Genomic DNA, 18118 nt, shown 5'->3' on the forward strand with positions numbered 1-18118 from the left:
CCAAAAAAACGCGCGTGTTGGGAGTTCGAATCTCTCCACCCCTGCCATAATTAAGAAGGCTCTAGTCGAAAGACTAGAGCCTTTTTGCATTCTTAGATAACAAGCTATTCCTAAGCAGTTTATCGGCATTTCGAAAGGTCGTTGCACGCAGCAATATCGAGCTACCCAAAGGCCAAATGACGCTCGTTCTACGCCATACCTTTGCAAGTCACCTTCTTTTACTGACTTAACTTATTGACTTTCATTCAGACTTATTGATTGTTATTTGAACTGATATGGTTAATGTTGAATTATAAATAGGCAAAAGGCGATAGTTTGTCGTCTAATAAGTGTTATGTGAATGGGGTCAATATAACAAATGGAATACCAAGTCGTTAAAGCATATCAAGATGCTCCAGAGTCACCTATTCATGTAGTAAAAGGTGAACAATTGCAGTTTGTGGAAGAATCAAATCCGGAGAGTGATTGGCCAAATTGGGTCTTTTGCCGTGGAACAAGTAAAGAAGGTTGGGTTCCAAAGCAAATTCTAATTATCGATAGTGAACAAGTGACAGTTCTTAAGGACTATGTTGCTAAAGAGCATATGCTTTCAGTGGGCGAAACCTTAATTAGGGAGTACGAACTCAGTGGTTGGATCTGGTGCTCAAAGTTAGGTGAAGGAGGCGAGTTTGCATGGGCTCCTTTAAATCATCTAACTAAAAAGTAAATTCAAATAACAATAAATTTAAGCAGATTCACAACGCTTGGCACTCTTAGTTTGAATCAGCTTTAGTGTTTACGGCACAATGATTTAGGTCAGATGGAGGCGTTGCTCACTTAATTTGGTGTAATACGCTTATCAGGATAATCAAAAAGGAGCAAGGAAATGAATCAGCATGAAAAACTTAATTATGTTGAGTTTGGCGCAAAAGACTTAGAATCGACAAAATCATTCTTCTCTTCAGTTTTCGGTTGGGAGTTTGTCGACTACGGACCTGAATATACAGCTTTTTCAAATCAGGGATTAGACGGTGGTTTCTTCAAAGCTGATTGCTGCAACCAAACTAATACCGGTGGAGCACTTTTAGTATTCTACAGCTCTGACATTGAAGGTACTCTAGATAAAGTCGCTCAAAGTGGTGGTGACATCATTCGCCCTATATTTGAATTTCCTGGCGGTTGCCGTTTTCATTTTTTAGAACCAAGTGGTAATGAGTTCGCAGTTTGGTCAGAAGCCCGCTTATAACAAATGCTCAAGATACTTTTACTAGTTTTGTATAAATTCAATATATTTATGTGTCTTGTTAAGGGCGGCTTAATTAACGTAAGTCACCTTTTTGCGTTCTTATATAACAAGCTATTTCTAAGCAGTTTATCGGCATTTCGCAAGGCCATTACACGCAGCAATATCGAGCTACCCAAAGGCCAAATGACGCACGTTCTACGCCATACCTTTGCGAGTCACTACGTGATTCGAGGGGGAAACATCGTCAAGCTAAGGGATACGCTTGGCCATAGTGAGATCACAACAACAATGAGATACGCACATTTAGCCCCTGACCATCTAGAAGAAGCGTTAGAGCTAAATCCGTTAAATCAGCATTATCGTGTTAGGTGACAGTTTGTCGTCTAATAAGCTTTATGAAACAAAGGTGCAATATGTCCCCAGAAAAAATTCCTAGTTTGAGAAAATCGGTGTTACTTACATTGCTTATGTTAGTTGGGGTTCCGATCTTTTGGTTTATCTTTCTGGATATCAAAATGGTTGGGATGTCAGAGGAAATGGCAAGGAAGTGCAGTCAAATAGGAATGTATTTAAATTTGGCATCTGCGCTATCAATGGTTGTCCGCTATCTGTGGCTTAATGGTTACAACAAAAGGCTTGAAGATATTTATAAACTAGATACCTCGGCAGTGCGACACCATGAACACTCTAAGTATTACATTTATGATGAAAGAAATGCCAAAATTGCGGAAGATGACTTAAAAAGTAAGCAAGAGCCGTTGTACCAAGAAATTAGCCATTACAATAAGTTTGAAAAAGTCGAGACAATACACTTCTATATGGGAATAGTGGGTTTAACAGTTGGTACTTATTTACAGATTTTGGCTGCAGGTAGGGTTGTGTCCTAAAGTCGGGGCTGTTTCATAACAAGCAATTTAAGAGGGATTCACAACGCTTGGTACTTTTGCTTCTACTTCAAATTTAGTGTTTATGGCACAATGCTTTAGGTTTTTTTGGGGGGGAGGCGTTGTTCCCCCCCTTAATTGGGCATTATACGCTTTTTGGGATTTGGAGAATAAAATGAATATAGATTTTCTATCAGATTTGTCTGGAGAGTTACAAGTAGCATTGAGAGAATCCGGATTAATCGTTCCATCTCCAGAACAATTACGTCAACAAGATAGGCGTTCTGAGGAGTTAAAAGAAAAAATCGAGCATTATGATCTACACAATCTCCTGAACCATTTCTTTACCGTATACTCTAGGCGTGTGCCCGTACAGAAGTGGAATATCCACATATCAGATAAGTTATCGAACTCTAATAAAATTGTCGAGCTTGCCAGTAAACTGTCAAGAGGCGATGATGTAAATGCTCTACTCAGTAATCGAGTTCTGAAATTGAATCAATCCAAATTTGCAGACTTACTTTTGGCTGAATGGGGAATACATCACTTACATTTTGAAGAGAATAGAAGTGACGAGTTACTTTTTATTTACTTTAGTGGCAGTGACGCTTATTTGATCGACATATTACAACATGAGAAAGCAGATGGTTCGGTAGTCACTTGGACGAATACTGACTTAATTCAAGTAATGCATGACAACTGGCCGAATGTGTTACGACCATATATTTTAAAAACAAACTCTAATTCTCCAATTTTAACAACTGACGAAAGAAGAACGTTAAGGAAGAAAGCAGCTACTAATACTGTAATTGTGAATGATGGTACGGAATATCTACCCATGGGAGGTGGCTACTCTTCAAGTAAACACCCTACTCATGCCATAATGCAGTCTGACTTTCTATATTTAACTGTCAAGCAGTTACAAATGGTCGTTGAAGATAACTATCCCGCTATTAAACAAGCTCTTTCTACATACACATCCTCTCCGAAACTAGAACTCAAACTAGGTGATAATCTTGAGCCAATGGTTGTCGAAGTCGTTCATAATGTTCAACTAAATTTAATCCAAGGTACAGAAAGTGTATAACAAACGTTCAAGATACTTTTACTAATTTTGTATAAATTCAATATATTTATGCACCTTTCTAAGGGCGACTTAATTAACTTAAGTCGCCTTTTTTATCGTCTTAATAGCGCCAAACAAAGCCATTTAACGTGCATATAACGTTGCTTGTCTATTTTTGACTATGCTAAGTGTTGTTTTGTTAGGCGGTTTTCCAAGTCCGCGTGTTGGGAGTTCGAATCTCTCCACCACTGCTGTGATTATTCCGTTAATCGATGGAACTCAGCAGGTTATTGTAGATATAAAAAAACCACTCTATTGAGTGGTTTTTAAAATATCAGCTGTACAGATAATTACTTCAGGATTGCTTCATTGCCGTTTTCACGGATGTGTTTAAGCATGCCTTTAACGCCGCGCGCGCTTGACGCAACTACGTTACCAGATTTCATGTAGTCAGTACCGCCAGCAAAGTCAGTAACGATAGCGCCAGCTTCGCGAGCAATCAATTCACCCGCAGCGATGTCCCATGGCTTTAGGCCAAGCTCAAAGAAGCCATCAACGCGGCCAGCAGCTAGGTAACATAGGTCTAGAGCAGCAGAACCAGTGCGACGGAAGTCAGCGCAGTCTACGAATAGAGCAGACATGATCTTTAGGTAAGATTCAGAGTGTTGCTTCTGTTTGTACGGGAAACCAGTTGCCAGAACTGTGCCTTGAAGGTCTTTAAGTTGCTTAACACGGATACGAGCGTTGTTTAGCTGAGCACCAGCACCACGTTGAGCGGTGAATAGTTCGTTTAGCATCGGGTCGTATACACACGCTACTTCTGTTTTGCCTTTAATGCGAACAGCGATAGATACAGAAAAATGAGGTAAACCTTTTACAAAGTTTGTTGTGCCATCCAGTGGGTCGATGATCCATTGAACGTCTTGGTCTTTACCTTCGATGACGCCATTTTCTTCAGCAACGATACTGTGATCAGGGTACGAAGCCTTGATTGTATCGATGATCATAGTTTCCGCTTCTTTGTCTACGTTAGTAACAAAGTCATTCGTGCCTTTTTGAGTAGATTCGATCTTCTCAACATTTTCTAAAGATTTAGCAATATGATTGCCAGCTTTTCGTGCAGCACGAATAGCGATATTAAGCATTGGATGCATACTAATTTCCCAACGGATGTTAAAGAACAGAAAAACGGGCAGCAGTATACCAGATAAATAGCCAAATGGAAGTGGTTAGTTTTTGTACTTTCAGTTTTAATCGCGAAAAGGGTCTGACCATTTTACTCAGGTATATGGTACTATCTTGCGGCTCGAATTTTACTCTTGGAAATCATTAATGCTCAACAACGTAAAAGTTGTCCTCGTTGGGACATCTCACTCTGGCAACATCGGTTCAGCTGCTCGTGCAATGAAGGTTATGGGCTTATCGAATCTGGTTCTCGTTGATCCTCAGTGTAGCGTTGATGAACAGGCTATTGCTTTGGCCGCAGGGGCAGCCGATATTGCACAAAATGCCACAATTGTAGATGACTTAAATGAAGCGGTTGCTGATTGTGCATTAGTTGTCGGTTCTAGCGCACGTTCGCGCACGTTAGAGTGGCCGATGCTTGAACCTAGAGAATGCGGTGAAAAATTTGTCTCTGAAGGTCAAAACTCACCCGTTGCACTGGTATTTGGTCGCGAACGTACAGGGCTGACAAATGATGAACTTCAAACTTGTCATTATCACGTGTGTATTCCCGCCAACCCTGAATACAGTTCACTCAACTTAGCAATGGCAGTTCAGACGTTAAGCTATGAAATACGTATGGCGTATTTAGAGCGTGAGCAAAGTCAGTTCGCCAAGCAAGAAGAGTTAGAGTACCCAAGACACAAAGAGCTGGAATTGTTTTTTGCACACCTTGAAAAAGTGGCAAAGGATACCCAATTTATCAGTGAAGAACAGCCAGGCAAAGTAATGAATAAACTACGACGTTTGTTCAACCGCGCAAGGCCGGAAGCACAAGAATTGAATATTCTCCGTGGTGTGCTTACCGCGATAGAGAAGCGTATCTCTCAGTAGTCTATAACCACAGTATGACCATGGATAAATACTTGAGTAATTTAGTCAATTAAATACTTGACCATTTTACTCAGGTATGAAAGAATTCATACCACATAAACGGTGTGGATATGGTGTTATATGAGACTTACATCTAAAGGAAGATACGCAGTGACAGCCATGTTAGATGTGGCTCTGCACTCACAGCAAAACCCAGTGCCTCTGGCTGATATTTCAGAGCGTCAGGGTATTTCATTATCTTATCTAGAGCAGCTTTTCTCAAAGTTACGTAAAGCTGGTTTAGTTGCGAGTGTGCGTGGACCAGGTGGTGGTTACCGCTTAGGTGAAGATGCACATTCGATTGCGATTGGTACAGTGATCGCAGCAGTGGACGAATCTGTTGATGCTACCAAATGTAATGGTAAGGGAGATTGCCAAGGCGGTTCACGCTGTCTTACCCATACCTTGTGGCGAGATTTAAGTTCACGTATCAGTGACTTCTTAAACAACATCACGTTAGGTGAGTTGATGAAAGACAACGAAGTCATCGAAATTTCAGATCGACAAGATCTCGATCTTGCCGTTAATCATGGGTTTGCTACTAAAAATACAAACACCGCACCCATCGGTGTTAACGTCCGCTCTTAAGCGGTTTGCCTGTTACATTGGAGTAGAGAATGAAACTGCCTATTTATTTAGATTATTCAGCGACCTGTCCTGTTGATCCTCGTGTAGCTGAAAAAATGGTTCAGTACATGACTATGGACGGTACGTTTGGCAACCCAGCATCACGTTCACACCGTTACGGCTGGCAGGCAGAAGAAGCGGTAGATACAGCTCGCGAACAAGTCGCTGATCTACTAAATGCAGATCCACGTGAAATCGTATTTACTTCGGGCGCTACTGAGTCAGATAACCTTGCTATCAAAGGTGCTGCTCATTTCTATTCGAAGAAAGGCAAGCATGTCATTACTTGTAAGACAGAGCATAAAGCGGTTCTAGATCCATGCCGTCAACTTGAGCGTGAAGGTTTTGAGGTTACTTACCTAGAGCCTGAATCAAACGGCCTTATCGATCTTAAAAAGCTAGCAGCAGCAATGCGCGAAGACACGGTTCTTGTTTCTATCATGCATGTAAACAACGAGATTGGTGTGATTCAAGACATCGCGTCAATCGGTGAACTATGCCGTGAGCGTAAGATCATTTTCCATGTAGATGCTGCTCAATCTGCGGGTAAGTTACCTATTGATGTGCAAGAGATGAAGGTTGACCTTATCTCTATGTCGGCGCATAAAATCTACGGCCCTAAAGGTATTGGCGCACTATACGTACGCCGTAAGCCTCGCATTCGTTTGGAAGCTCAAATGCACGGCGGTGGTCATGAGCGAGGTTTCCGTTCAGGCACACTTCCTACTCACCAAATCGTTGGTATGGGTGAAGCGTTCCGCATTGCTAAAGAAGACATGCAGAAAGATTTTGACCATGCACTAGCGCTACGTAATCGTCTACTTGATGGCGTAAAAGATCTTGAAGCTGTAACGGTTAACGGTGACTTAGAGCAACGTGTACCACATAACCTAAATGTGAGTTTCGCATTCGTTGAAGGCGAGTCACTGCTTATGTCGCTAAAAGACCTAGCGGTTTCTTCTGGCAGCGCATGTACATCAGCAAGCCTAGAGCCATCATATGTACTACGTGCTCTTGGCCTAAACGATGAGTTAGCACACAGTTCAGTTCGTTTCTCATTTGGTCGTTTTACGACAGAAGAAGAAATTGACTACGCAATTGAACAGATTCGTACTGCAGTGATTAAACTGCGCGACATGTCTCCTCTATGGGATATGTACAAGGAAGGAATTGACCTAGATACGGTTGAGTGGGCACACCACTAATCGCAGGTTATTCCCAGGAAATAGATAGAGGATTCGAGGTAAATTATCATGGCATACAGCGAAAAAGTAATTGATCACTACGAGAACCCACGTAACGTTGGTTCATTTGACAAAGAAGACCCATCGGTAGGTAGCGGCATGGTTGGTGCTCCTGCGTGTGGCGACGTAATGAAGCTTCAAATCAAAGTAACACCTGAAGGTATTATTGAAGATGCGAAGTTTAAAACATACGGTTGTGGTAGTGCGATTGCATCTAGCTCACTGGTTACTGAGTGGGTTAAAGGTAAGAGCATTGATGAAGCTGCGGCGATTAAAAATGCTGAAATTGCAGAAGAGCTAGAACTTCCACCGGTGAAAGTACACTGCTCAATCCTAGCGGAAGACGCAATTAAAGCAGCGGTAGCTGACTACAAGAAAAAACACCAACAATAAGTAATCGGTATATAATAGGAGGTTCATCCTCCTATTCCATTCGCAATATAGACAAACTAGGGTGCAGTATGGCCATCACAATGACAGAAACCGCGGCGAGTCGCGTTAAAACATTCTTAGAAAACCGAGGCAAAGGCATTGGTTTACGCTTGGGTGTGAAGACGACAGGCTGTTCTGGAATGGCGTATGTACTGGAGTTTGTTGATGAGCTTAACGAAGAAGATTCAGTCTTTGAGCACGACGGCGTAAAAGTGATAATCGATCAAAAAAGCCTAGTGTATTTAGATGGCACTGAATTGGATTACGTTAAAGAAGGCTTGAATGAAGGGTTTGAATTTAATAACCCAAATGCGAAAAGCGAATGCGGTTGTGGTGAAAGCTTCAACGTTTAATTGATAGTCCCTGTGGGCGTTCAGGTCCACAGGGTTATTGCCAAGGACCGAACTCTCCATGAATTACTTTGAATTATTTGGGCTACCAAGTCAGTTTCAACTGGATGGTAGCCTTCTTTCTTCACAGTTCCGTGAACTTCAAAAACAGTTCCATCCCGATAATTTTGCCACGGCTTCAGAACGAGACCGTCTCATGGCGGTACAAAAAGCGGCTGAAATTAACGATGCGTACCAAGTGCTAAAAAAGCCAATCTCACGCGCTGAGTACTTGTTGGCGGAGAATGGTGTTGAGATTCGAGGTGAACAACAAACACTGCAAGATCCTATGTTTCTTATGGAACAAATGGAATTGCGTGAGGAACTTGAAGAGATTTCAGTAAGCTCGGATCCTGAAGAAGCCCTGTTCGACTTTGAATCTAAAGTGAGCAAAATGTTTAAGCAGCAGCTTACAGCTGTAGAGCAGGAGCTTAATGACTCAGACTGGCAGCAAGCGGCTGACCGAGTCCGAAAGTTAAAATTTATTGCCAAACTTCAAAACGAAATAGGACTAGTGGAAGACAAACTCCTCGGCTAGTGAAAAAAAGGACCACCCATGGCACTACTTCAAATTGCAGAACCGGGTCAAAGCTCGGCACCCCATGAGCATAAACTGGCAGCTGGTATCGACTTAGGTACGACTAACTCGCTAGTTGCTTCTGTGCGTAGTGGTGATGCTGCAACATTAAAAGATGAACATGGCCAGAGTATCTTACCTTCGGTAGTGAACTATTCTGGAGATACACCTCAAGTGGGTTATGCAGCTAAAGCGAAAGCAGAAGTGGACCCTGTAAACACTATCATCTCCGTAAAACGCTTACTGGGTCGCTCTCTAGAAGATATTAAAAATCGTTACCCAAGTTCTCCGTACCAGTTTAAAGCGAGTGACAGTGGTTTACCTATCATTCAAACCGCGAGCGGCGACAAAAATCCAATAGAAGTTTCTGCTGACATTCTAAGAACCTTAGGTCAGCGAGCTGAGCAAACATTAGGTGGCGAGCTTGCGGGTGTGGTTATTACTGTTCCAGCCTACTTTGATGATGCTCAGAGAGCGGGTACCAAAGACGCGGCTAAGCTCGCTGGCTTACACGTCCTTCGACTGCTTAACGAACCAACAGCAGCTGCGATCGCTTACGGTCTTGATTCAGGACAAGAAGGTGTTATTGCGGTTTATGACCTTGGTGGTGGTACGTTTGATATCTCGATTCTTCGTTTATCAAAAGGTGTCTTTGAGGTTTTAGCTACGGGTGGTGATTCGGCGTTGGGCGGTGATGATTTTGACCACTTGTTTGCTGACTACCTCATCGAAAAAGCAGGTTTGACGACCCCTTTATCTGCCGAGCACAACCGTATTGTGTTAAACGTAGCGACTCAAGCAAAGATCGATTTCTCTGCACGAGAAAGTGTTGATGTTGAAGTGCTGGGGTGGACTGGGACGGTTAGTCGTCAAGAATTTGAAGCTCTGATTCAGCCGTTAGTTAAGAAAACGCTGATGTCATGCCGTCGTGCATTAAAGGATGCAGAAGTCGATAGCGATGATGTTCTGGAAGTGGTGATGGTTGGCGGATCTACTCGCGCATTGCTGGTTCGTGAGATGGTGGGTGAGTTCTTTGGTCGTTCGCCATTGACAAGCATTAACCCTGATGAAGTTGTAGCGATTGGTGCTGGTATTCAAGCGGACATTCTCGCGGGTAACAAACCTGATTCAGAAATGCTATTGCTGGATGTTATTCCACTATCGTTAGGCATTGAAACAATGGGTGGATTGGTTGAGAAAATTGTTCCACGTAATACCACCATTCCTGTTGCACGAGCACAAGAGTTTACGACCTTCAAAGATGGTCAAACTGCTATGAGTGTTCATGTTGTACAAGGTGAGCGCGAAATGGTCGATGATTGTCGTTCACTTGCACGTTTCTCTTTGAAAGGTATTCCGCCAATGGCAGCAGGTGCTGCGCATATTCGTGTTACCTATCAAGTTGATGCAGATGGCTTACTCTCGGTTACCGCCATGGAGAAAAGCACCGGTGTTCAGTCGGAAATCCAAGTGAAACCCTCTTATGGATTGAGTGATGATGAAGTCGCCACCATGCTACGAGACTCAATGACTTATGCGAAAGAAGACATGCAGGCTCGTGCTTTAGCAGAGCAGCGTGTTGAAGCTGACCGCGTGATTGAAGGTTTGATTGTTGCAATGCAGGCGGATGGTGATGAACTCCTTTCTGAGCAAGAACGACAAGTACTGCTTCAAGCGATTGAGACACTCATTGAGCTGCGAAATAGCGGCAGTGCTGATGCAATAGAACAAGGTATCAAAGATACTGACAAGGCGAGCCAAGACTTCGCTTCTCGCCGTATGGATAAATCGATTCGAGCTGCACTGTCAGGTCAATCAGTAGATGATATTTAAGAGATAGAGTTATGCCTAAGATTATCGTATTACCGCATGAAGATTTGTGCCCAGAGGGCGCGGTTTTAGAAGCCAAGACAGGTGAAACGGTCCTTGATGTTGCGCTAAAAAACGGCATCGGTATTGAACATGCGTGTGAAAAATCATGTGCTTGTACTACATGTCATATTGTTATTCGTGAAGGTTTTGACTCTTTAGAAGAGAGTGATGAGCTTGAAGACGACATGCTAGATAAAGCATGGGGTCTTGAGCCTGAGTCGCGCTTAGGTTGTCAGGCAAAAGTCGCTGATGAAGATTTAGTTGTTGAGATTCCTAAATACACACTAAACCACGCATCGGAAGACCATTAATCGTCTCAACCCGACCACCCATCGTAACGCTATAGTAAGGAAGGTAAGTAATGAAATGGACAGATTCTCGCGATATTGCTATTGAGTTATGTGATAAGTTTCCTGATACAGATCCTAAAACCGTTCGTTTTACGGATTTGCACCAGTGGATCATGGAACTTGATGACTTTGATGATGAACCAAACCGTTCGAATGAGAAGATACTGGAAGCTGTGATCCTATGTTGGATGGATGAAATGGATTAACCCTAGCGGTAAACCCCTTTCAGTTAACAAAATTTACTAAAAAAAGCGGACCTTATGGTCCGTTTTTTTATCAATTTCACATTAAAGTGTTAACATCCAGTGGTAAATAGAAGAAGGCGTAGACAACGCCAGTAAAGACAAGGAGAAACCATGTCTAGACAGATGTCAGTATTTCTAAGCCAAGAAGCTGCAGGCCCTCAATGGGGAGCTAACGCGATCGTTTCATTTTCTGATCACGGTGCGACTATCCACCTCGTTGAAGAAGACGATCTTGGCACGATTCAAAAGGCGGCTCGTAAACTTGATGCTCAAGGCGTGGCGTCTTTAACTCTCGCTGGTGAAGGTTGGAACTTGGAAAACGTTTGGACGTTTCACCAAGGTTACCGCGGCCCTAAAAAAATTAACCAGCTTGCATGGCAAGAACTTGCACAGGCGGATAAAGTAGAGCTAGAAGCGCGTATCAAAGCGACCGATTTTACGCGTGATATTATCAACAAGACTGCGGAAGAAGTGGCGCCTCGTCAGTTAGCGACTATGGCTGCTGAGTTTATTAAATCTGTTGCTCCAGAAGGTACAGTCACGGCTCGTATCGTAAAAGATAAAGATCTGCTAGCGGAAGGTTGGCAAGGTATTTATGCGGTCGGACGCGGTTCTGAGCGAACCTCTGCAATGCTTCAACTTGACTTTAACCCAACAGGTGATGAAAACGCCCCTGTATTTGCTTGTTTAGTCGGTAAAGGGATTACGTTTGATTCAGGCGGTTATAGTATCAAACCATCGGGTTTTATGACTGCGATGAAAGCGGATATGGGCGGTTCTGGTACCATCACAGGTGCTTTAGGCTTAGCCATCATGCGTGGCCTAAACAAACGTGTAAAACTCATTCTTTGTTGTGCAGAGAACATGATCTCTGGTCGTGCGCTTAAACTTGGCGATATCATCACTTACAAAAACGGTAAGACTGTTGAGATCATGAATACTGATGCTGAAGGTCGCCTTGTGCTTGCGGATGGACTAATCTACGCGAGTGAACAGAACCCGCAACTGATCATTGACTGCGCAACCCTAACTGGAGCTGCGAAAAACGCTTTAGGTAATGATTACCATGCGCTAATGAGCTTTGATGACGAACTGTCTCATCAGGCACTCACAGCTGCTCGTGAAGAGAACGAAGGTTTGTGGCCACTGCCGCTTGCAGAGTTTCACCGAAGCATGTTGCCATCTAACTTTGCTGACCTGTCAAACATCTGTAGTGGAGACTACTCACCAGGTGCTAGCACAGCGGCGGCATTCCTGTCTTATTTTGTGCAAGATTACAAGAAAGGCTGGTTACATTTCGACTGCGCTGCAACGTATCGTAAAGCGGCAACAGATAAGTGGGCCGCAGGTGCAACAGGCGTAGGCGTACGTAGTTTGGCTGCTTTGCTCATGCAGCAAGCGAGCAAATAACATTAAGAGGCCGCAGAGCCTCTTCTATTAAAACAAAGATAAAACGAAAGGATACCTTATGGCTCTTGAAAGAACTTTTTCTATCGTTAAGCCCGATGCAGTAGAACGCAATCTCATTGGTGAAATTTATCACCGCATTGAAAAAGCAGGTCTACAGATCATTGCAGCTAAAATGGTTCGTCTAACTGAAGAGCAGGCGAGTGGCTTTTATGCAGAACATGAAGGCAAAGCGTTTTTCCCTGCACTGAAAGAATTTATGACTTCTGGACCAATCATGGTTCAAGTACTTGAAGGCGAAAATGCGATTGCACGCTACCGTGAACTTATGGGTAAAACTAACCCAGAAGAAGCAGCATGTGGCACCATTCGTGCTGATTACGCTGTCAGCATGCGCTATAATTCTGTTCACGGTTCAGATAGTCCGGAATCAGCAGCTCGCGAAATCGAGTTCTTCTTCCCAGAGTCGGAGATTTGTCCTCGCTAAGCTAAGGACAATAGCAAAATATGAGGTGCTGCTTGTTACCGAATGAGCAGCATTTTTATTCTGAGAAAGCTTAATCAATACCAGCAAATTTACCATTTAGTTGGTGAATTAACTGCTAATATTGGTGAGACAAGTTTTTTTTACATACAGCGCACGCAAGGGTATCAGTCTTGACAGATTGTGATATACTCTGCGCGCAATTTATACCTTATTAACAGAGTAAGACAATGGCAGATTTATCGAAATACAGAAACATTGGTATTTTCGCGCACGTTGATGCGGGTAAAACTACCACCACTGAGCGTATCCTGAAGCTTACTGGTAAAATCCACAAAACTGGTGAAGTACATGACGGTGAGTCTACTACTGACTTCATGGAGCAAGAAGCTGAGCGTGGTATCACAATCCAGTCAGCAGCTGTAACGTGTGAGTGGAAAAACCACCGTCTAAACGTTATCGATACTCCGGGACACGTTGACTTTACAGTTGAAGTATACCGTTCACTTAAAGTACTAGATGGTGGTATCGGTGTATTCTGTGGTTCTGGCGGTGTTGAGCCTCAGTCAGAAACTAACTGGCGTTACGCTAACGAATCTGAAGTATCACGTATCATTTTCGTAAACAAACTTGACCGTATGGGTGCAGACTTCTTCAACGTTGTTGAGCAAGTTAAGAAAGTACTAGGTGCTAACCCACTAGTTATGACTCTGCCAATCGGTCGTGAAGATGATTTCGTTGGTGTTGTAGACATTCTAACTCGTAAAGCGTACGTTTGGGACGAAACTGGTCTTCCAGAAAACTACGAAGTTCTAGATGTTCCAGCAGACATGGTTGACGATGTAGAACAATACCGTGAAGAAATGATTGAAACTGCTGTTGAGCAAGATGACGAGCTAATGGAAGCTTACATGGAAGGCGAAGAGCCAACTATCGAGCAAATCAAAGCTTGTATCCGTAAAGGTACTCGTGACCTAGCGTTCTTCCCAACATTCTGTGGTTCTGCATTTAAGAACAAAGGTATGCAACTTGTTCTTGACGCTGTAGTAGATTACCTACCAAGCCCAACAGAAGTTGAACCTCAAGATCTAACTGATCCTGAAACAGGTGAACCAACTGGCGAAAAAGCAATCGTTGATGCTGATCAGCCACTAAAAGCGCTAGCATTCAAGATCATGGATGACCGTTTTGGTGCACTAACATTTATTCGTATCTACTCTGGCCGCATGAAGAAGGGTGACACTATCCTTAACGCTGCGACAGGTAAGACTGAGCGTATCGGCCGTATGGTTGAGATGCAAGCGAATGACCGCACAGAGATCACTGAAGCTCAAGCTGGTGACATCATCGCTGTTGTAGGTATGAAGAACGTTCAAACAGGTCACACTCTATGTGATCCTAAGCACGAATGTACTCTAGAACCAATGATCTTCCCAGAGCCAGTAATCTCTATCGCTGTTTCTCCGAAAGACAAAGGTTCTACTGAGAAGATGGGTATCGCTATTGGTAAGATGGTTGCAGAAGATCCATCATTCCAAGTTGAGACTGACGAAGATTCAGGCGAAACTATCCTTAAAGGTATGGGTGAACTTCACCTAGACATTAAGGTAGACATCCTTAAGCGTACTTACGGCGTTGAGCTAGAAGTAGGTGCTCCACAGGTAGCTTACCGTGAAACTATCACTCAAGCAGTTGAAGATAGCTACACGCACAAGAAGCAGTCTGGTGGTTCTGGTCAGTTCGGTAAGATCGATTACCGCATCAAACCAGGTGAGCCAAACTCTGGCTTCACGTTCAAGTCAACTGTTGTAGGTGGTAACGTTCCTAAGGAATTCTGGCCTGCAGTAGAGAAAGGCTTCGAAGGCATGATGCAAACTGGTGTTCTAGCTGGCTTCCCTACGCTAGACGTTGAAGTTGAGCTATTCGACGGTGGCTTCCACGCAGTTGACTCATCTGCAATCGCATTTGAAATCGCAGCGAAAGGCGCATTCCGTCAATCAATGCCTAAAGCAGGTGCACAGCTTCTTGAGCCAATCATGAACGTTGACGTATTTACTCCAGATGACCACGTTGGTGATGTTATCGGTGACCTTAACCGTCGTCGTGGTATGATCAAAGACCAACAAGCTGGTGCTACTGGCGTTCGTATCAAAGCTGACGTTCCTCTATCAGAAATGTTCGGCTACATCGGTACGCTACGTACAATGACTTCTGGTCGTGGTCAGTTCTCTATGGAGTTCGCACGTTACGCAGCTTGTCCATCAAACGTTGCTGAGCAAGTAATCGCAGAAGTTAAAGAGCGTAACGCTAAGAAGTAATTCTTATTGTTAGCTAAATAACTTTAAAGCCCCAGTCGTAAGACTGGGGCTTTTTTATATAGGGTAACGTGCTCCTAGCGCTTAGTTTCCCAGCCTACCTTGGGCTACGGCTATCAATGATGCCAAAACCTAACGAATGGCTCTCTTTTTGTTGCTTAGCCTGCTATTTCGCTATGTAGCCAGTTTGCAAAAGCAGCGATTCGATTTCGTCGAGGGGACTCATCATTGTAGAACAGGTTGAATTGGATGCCTGGGGTCATACCAATATCAAATGGCTTAATGAGTAACCCTCTCTCTACATAGTCGGCGGCGAGTGAGTCTGAGGCTAAACAAGCGCCATGACCAGCCATAACCGCATTCATCGCATGATCGAAGGTACTGACATCCATCCATCTCACCGACTCTTTGTTCATCTCAACACCGGCTTCGGCAAACCAAGCTCGCCATGGGTAACCTCCTGATTCATAGTGAATCAACCAGCAACCAAGTAGCTGTTCGGGCGTCGATAAGTTGATTGTTTTCGCTAGGTGGGGAGAACAAAACGGGTAGATCGTTTCTTCAAATAGAAACTCTTTATGTAGCTTGTGGTTGTCACTGACGTCGAGAGTATCGCCTTGCCATATAGCTAGGTCGGCATCACCCTGTTTTAGTTTGGGAGCGTCGCAACTGGTAATGATACGAATAGGGATACTTGGGTATTGAGTAGAGAATTTCCATAATCGCGGTAGTAACCAACGAGACGCAAATGACGGCGTTGAACTAACGCACAGCAAGCCTTCAACAGGCTCGCTCTGGATTTGATTCAGACCACTGATAATAGTTTCAAAGCCTTGAGAAACATGTTTAAACAAGATTTTTCCTTGTTCGGTTAAACGCATTTCTCGGCCATCACGGACAAATAGCTTACAGCCTAACCCATCCTCTAATTGGCGAATTTTTTGGCTCACAGCAGCCTGACTAATAAAAAGCTCTTCGGCTGCTCGGCTATAACTATTGAGCCTTGCCGCGACTTCAAAGTAGCGCAATCCTGGCAGGTGATGCAACCTAGCATCCATATACTGTCCCTATGTATTCTTGTGGCAAGTGAGCATCATAATCGCTTTACTTTATGCCGAAAAGTAAAAAGGAGAGCGTAGGCTCTCCTTTTAAATATCAGTACAAAACTACTCTTCCCACACGACGAGCTGACCTTTAGGCCAGTTGTGCCCAATCTCGTGGTATTTTTGCTCAAGAACATGACGTTTAATTTTCAAAGTCGGAGTCAAGATACCATTCTCAATGCTCCACGGATCTTTGATCATTAAGACGCCTTTTATCTGTTCGTGAGACTCTAGCTCGGCGTTCATTCTCTTGATGACTTTTTTCGTCGTACGCTCATAACGGGCACGATCAAAATTAGGGAAATCATGAGGAACCACAAGCAAAATTGGCGCTGGAAGTCCCAGACCAATCAGACACATCATTTCTATACGGCTGTACTCGAACAGTTTTTTCTCAATTGGAACAGGGGCGACAAACTTACCTTTAGCTGTTTTAAAGGTATCTTTTTTACGTCCCTGAATGTTTAAGTATCCTTCGCTGTCTATAGAACCAATATCACCAGTGTGTAGCCACCCTTCCGAGTCAAATGACTCTTGAGTCGCGATGTCGTTCTTATAATAGCCGGAGAATAAACCTTTTCCTCGGACCATGATTTCATTGTCTTCGGCAATTTTCAGTTCAATACCGGGCCCTGCATTACCAACACTACCGATTTTGTCTGCACGGAATGGGTAGTTAAGTGTGCTGTAGGCAAACGACTCAGTCATCCCCCAAGCTTCTGTGATGTTCAGGCCGACGCTGTGGTACCACTCAAGTAACGCCGGAGACACAGGGGCAGAACCACAACCTAGCACGCGAGCTTTGTCCAGACCGAGTCCATCTGCGAGTTTCTTCTTAATCAAAGAGTTAACAAATGGAATTTTGAGCAAGATGTTCAGTTTTTTCTGCGGCAGTTTATCTTGAATACGCTGTTGGAACAGGGTCCATAGTCGAGGCACTGAGATAAACAATGTGGGTCTTTGCATTTTTACATCTTCGATAAAAGTATCGAGAGACTCAGGGAAGGCTGTCTGAACTCCCCCCATGATCGAAGAACCGAAAATATAGACTCGCTCTGTAATATGGGCGAGTGGTAAATAGGAGAACAGACGATCATTCTCTTGAATACCGATGTGATTGATGAGTTGTTGGACCGACCAACTAAACGCGCCATAAGTGAGCATTGCGCCTTTAGGTACCCCCGAAGTGCCGGAAGTATAAACTAACGACATCAATTTATCGTCGTAATGCTCAGGACGATACTGGCTTGGTTCACAATCAGCGATCAACTGTTTAAATTGGTATTGGCAACTTGGTGCAGAGTCATACGGCAGAGCGATGGTGATAAGGTCAGGCATCGTGTCGATCACTTGCTGTGTTGCTGCTGCATCATCAAGCTTACCGCCAATCAGCGCTTTACTTTCACTGTGCGTCAGACAGTATTCGATGGTATCAGCACCAGCGGTTGGGAAGATCGGCACGCTGACAAAGTCACCAAGCGTCATGGCTAAATCACAGATAAACCATTCGGCACAGTTTTTTGATACCAGTGCAACTTTGTCACCTGGCTGGATACCCAAATTATTGAGTGCTGTGACTAGCTTTAGTGCTTGATCGGCAACTTCCGCGTAGGTGAACTCGATAAACTGGCGGTTGATAATTTGTTTAAGATAAACCTCATTAGGGCGCTCCGCTGCCCATTTTAGGATCATCTCGTTGGGTGGTGGGAGAGCACAGGTTGGTTTGCTTAACTCGTTAGGCTGAATCATTCTCTAACTCCGTGTTATTGGCAAAATTATGGTTATTTTTGTTGTTAATAGA

At 43.7% G+C, this 18118-nt stretch carries 19 protein-coding genes and 1 pseudogene; 17 read left to right on the forward strand and 3 right to left on the reverse strand.

The window, feature by feature from the left end; all coding sequences use genetic code 11:
- Positions 1-358 precede the first annotated feature (358 nt).
- From ACQEXT_RS05225 to ACQEXT_RS05245, 5 genes and pseudogenes are all read left to right on the forward strand, one after another.
- On the forward strand, positions 359-706 hold the full coding sequence (locus ACQEXT_RS05225; RefSeq protein ID WP_426950933.1) for an SH3 domain-containing protein: 348 nt from the start codon (positions 359-361) through the stop codon (positions 704-706).
- 159 nt (positions 707-865) lie between these two features.
- The gene (locus ACQEXT_RS05230; RefSeq protein WP_426950934.1) at positions 866-1225 is read left to right on the forward strand and encodes a VOC family protein; all 360 of its coding nucleotides are present in this window, start codon (positions 866-868) and stop codon (positions 1223-1225) included.
- A gap of 123 nt (positions 1226-1348) precedes the next feature.
- Positions 1349-1597: pseudogene (locus tag ACQEXT_RS05235) on the forward strand (tyrosine-type recombinase/integrase); the annotation flags it as partial.
- A gap of 41 nt (positions 1598-1638) precedes the next feature.
- Positions 1639-2112: a hypothetical protein gene (locus ACQEXT_RS05240; RefSeq protein WP_331426711.1), complete on the forward strand. Its 474-nt coding sequence runs from the start codon at positions 1639-1641 to the stop codon at positions 2110-2112.
- 172 nt (positions 2113-2284) lie between these two features.
- The gene (locus ACQEXT_RS05245) at positions 2285-3196 is read left to right on the forward strand and encodes a hypothetical protein (RefSeq protein WP_426950936.1); all 912 of its coding nucleotides are present in this window, start codon (positions 2285-2287) and stop codon (positions 3194-3196) included.
- Between the two features lie 329 nt (positions 3197-3525).
- On the opposite strand, the gene suhB is transcribed toward ACQEXT_RS05245, so the two are convergent.
- Positions 3526-4329, reverse strand: a complete 804-nt coding sequence (gene suhB / locus ACQEXT_RS05250; RefSeq protein ID WP_331416459.1) for an inositol-1-monophosphatase — start codon at positions 4327-4329, stop codon at positions 3526-3528.
- A gap of 178 nt (positions 4330-4507) precedes the next feature.
- On the opposite strand from suhB, the gene trmJ reads away from it, so the two are divergent.
- From trmJ to fusA, 12 genes are all read left to right on the forward strand, one after another.
- Entirely contained in the window at positions 4508-5233 is a 726-nt protein-coding gene (trmJ, locus tag ACQEXT_RS05255; protein ID WP_426950937.1) for a tRNA (cytosine(32)/uridine(32)-2'-O)-methyltransferase TrmJ, read from the forward strand.
- Between the two features lie 120 nt (positions 5234-5353).
- The gene (iscR, locus tag ACQEXT_RS05260; RefSeq protein ID WP_331416461.1) at positions 5354-5860 is read left to right on the forward strand and encodes a Fe-S cluster assembly transcriptional regulator IscR; all 507 of its coding nucleotides are present in this window, start codon (positions 5354-5356) and stop codon (positions 5858-5860) included.
- A 29-nt stretch (positions 5861-5889) separates the two neighbouring features.
- Positions 5890-7104, forward strand: coding sequence for an IscS subfamily cysteine desulfurase (locus ACQEXT_RS05265; protein WP_331416462.1), 1215 nt, complete (start codon positions 5890-5892; stop codon positions 7102-7104).
- 48 nt (positions 7105-7152) lie between these two features.
- Positions 7153-7536: a Fe-S cluster assembly scaffold IscU gene (gene iscU, locus ACQEXT_RS05270; RefSeq protein WP_138970401.1), complete on the forward strand. Its 384-nt coding sequence runs from the start codon at positions 7153-7155 to the stop codon at positions 7534-7536.
- Between the two features lie 68 nt (positions 7537-7604).
- On the forward strand, positions 7605-7928 hold the full coding sequence (gene iscA, locus ACQEXT_RS05275) for an iron-sulfur cluster assembly protein IscA (RefSeq protein ID WP_038139847.1): 324 nt from the start codon (positions 7605-7607) through the stop codon (positions 7926-7928).
- A 58-nt stretch (positions 7929-7986) separates the two neighbouring features.
- The gene (gene hscB / locus ACQEXT_RS05280; protein ID WP_331416463.1) at positions 7987-8502 is read left to right on the forward strand and encodes a co-chaperone HscB; all 516 of its coding nucleotides are present in this window, start codon (positions 7987-7989) and stop codon (positions 8500-8502) included.
- Between the two features lie 18 nt (positions 8503-8520).
- Positions 8521-10374: a Fe-S protein assembly chaperone HscA gene (gene hscA, locus ACQEXT_RS05285; RefSeq protein WP_426950938.1), complete on the forward strand. Its 1854-nt coding sequence runs from the start codon at positions 8521-8523 to the stop codon at positions 10372-10374.
- An 11-nt stretch (positions 10375-10385) separates the two neighbouring features.
- Positions 10386-10724, forward strand: coding sequence for an ISC system 2Fe-2S type ferredoxin (gene fdx / locus ACQEXT_RS05290; RefSeq protein WP_269377734.1), 339 nt, complete (start codon positions 10386-10388; stop codon positions 10722-10724).
- A 50-nt stretch (positions 10725-10774) separates the two neighbouring features.
- Positions 10775-10969: a Fe-S cluster assembly protein IscX gene (gene iscX / locus ACQEXT_RS05295; protein ID WP_138970405.1), complete on the forward strand. Its 195-nt coding sequence runs from the start codon at positions 10775-10777 to the stop codon at positions 10967-10969.
- 150 nt (positions 10970-11119) lie between these two features.
- Entirely contained in the window at positions 11120-12418 is a 1299-nt protein-coding gene (pepB, locus tag ACQEXT_RS05300; RefSeq protein WP_426950940.1) for an aminopeptidase PepB, read from the forward strand.
- 58 nt (positions 12419-12476) lie between these two features.
- A complete protein-coding gene (gene ndk, locus ACQEXT_RS05305) occupies positions 12477-12902 on the forward strand; it encodes a nucleoside-diphosphate kinase (protein WP_331416466.1) in 426 nt (141 codons plus the stop codon).
- Positions 12903-13129: 227 nt separating this feature from the next.
- Positions 13130-15217, forward strand: a complete 2088-nt coding sequence (fusA, locus tag ACQEXT_RS05310; protein ID WP_331426704.1) for an elongation factor G — start codon at positions 13130-13132, stop codon at positions 15215-15217.
- Between the two features lie 155 nt (positions 15218-15372).
- Here fusA and ACQEXT_RS05315 read toward each other — a convergent pair whose 3' ends face one another.
- Positions 15373-16272 (reverse strand): LysR substrate-binding domain-containing protein, encoded by a 900-nt coding sequence (locus tag ACQEXT_RS05315; protein ID WP_269377729.1) that lies wholly within the window; start codon positions 16270-16272, stop codon positions 15373-15375.
- Between the two features lie 108 nt (positions 16273-16380).
- The gene (locus tag ACQEXT_RS05320; RefSeq protein WP_331426703.1) at positions 16381-18066 is read right to left on the reverse strand and encodes an AMP-binding protein; all 1686 of its coding nucleotides are present in this window, start codon (positions 18064-18066) and stop codon (positions 16381-16383) included.
- Positions 18067-18118 lie beyond the last annotated feature (52 nt).

The organism is Vibrio sp. TRT 29B02, from assembly GCF_050113655.1.
Classification (GTDB): Bacteria; Pseudomonadota; Gammaproteobacteria; order Enterobacterales; family Vibrionaceae; genus Vibrio.

Bases quoted from the DNA above. Each gene is read 5' to 3' on its own strand.
- ACQEXT_RS05245 (WP_426950936.1), top strand. From the start codon at position 2,285: ATGAATATAGATTTTCTATCAGATTTGTCTGGAGAGTTACAAGTAGCA.
- pepB (WP_426950940.1), top strand. From the start codon at position 11,120: ATGTCTAGACAGATGTCAGTATTTCTAAGCCAAGAAGCTGCAGGCCCT.
- ACQEXT_RS05240 (WP_331426711.1), top strand. From the start codon at position 1,639: ATGTCCCCAGAAAAAATTCCTAGTTTGAGAAAATCGGTGTTACTTACA.
- hscA (WP_426950938.1), top strand. From the start codon at position 8,521: ATGGCACTACTTCAAATTGCAGAACCGGGTCAAAGCTCGGCACCCCAT.
- ACQEXT_RS05230 (WP_426950934.1), top strand. From the start codon at position 866: ATGAATCAGCATGAAAAACTTAATTATGTTGAGTTTGGCGCAAAAGAC.
- ndk (WP_331416466.1), top strand. From the start codon at position 12,477: ATGGCTCTTGAAAGAACTTTTTCTATCGTTAAGCCCGATGCAGTAGAA.
- fdx (WP_269377734.1), top strand. From the start codon at position 10,386: ATGCCTAAGATTATCGTATTACCGCATGAAGATTTGTGCCCAGAGGGC.
- iscA (WP_038139847.1), top strand. From the start codon at position 7,605: ATGGCCATCACAATGACAGAAACCGCGGCGAGTCGCGTTAAAACATTC.
- ACQEXT_RS05320 (WP_331426703.1), bottom strand. From the start codon at position 18,066: ATGATTCAGCCTAACGAGTTAAGCAAACCAACCTGTGCTCTCCCACCA.
- ACQEXT_RS05225 (WP_426950933.1), top strand. From the start codon at position 359: ATGGAATACCAAGTCGTTAAAGCATATCAAGATGCTCCAGAGTCACCT.
- ACQEXT_RS05315 (WP_269377729.1), bottom strand. From the start codon at position 16,272: ATGGATGCTAGGTTGCATCACCTGCCAGGATTGCGCTACTTTGAAGTC.
- iscX (WP_138970405.1), top strand. From the start codon at position 10,775: ATGAAATGGACAGATTCTCGCGATATTGCTATTGAGTTATGTGATAAG.
- ACQEXT_RS05265 (WP_331416462.1), top strand. From the start codon at position 5,890: ATGAAACTGCCTATTTATTTAGATTATTCAGCGACCTGTCCTGTTGAT.
- hscB (WP_331416463.1), top strand. From the start codon at position 7,987: ATGAATTACTTTGAATTATTTGGGCTACCAAGTCAGTTTCAACTGGAT.
- iscU (WP_138970401.1), top strand. From the start codon at position 7,153: ATGGCATACAGCGAAAAAGTAATTGATCACTACGAGAACCCACGTAAC.
- iscR (WP_331416461.1), top strand. From the start codon at position 5,354: ATGAGACTTACATCTAAAGGAAGATACGCAGTGACAGCCATGTTAGAT.
- fusA (WP_331426704.1), top strand. From the start codon at position 13,130: ATGGCAGATTTATCGAAATACAGAAACATTGGTATTTTCGCGCACGTT.
- trmJ (WP_426950937.1), top strand. From the start codon at position 4,508: ATGCTCAACAACGTAAAAGTTGTCCTCGTTGGGACATCTCACTCTGGC.
- suhB (WP_331416459.1), bottom strand. From the start codon at position 4,329: ATGCATCCAATGCTTAATATCGCTATTCGTGCTGCACGAAAAGCTGGC.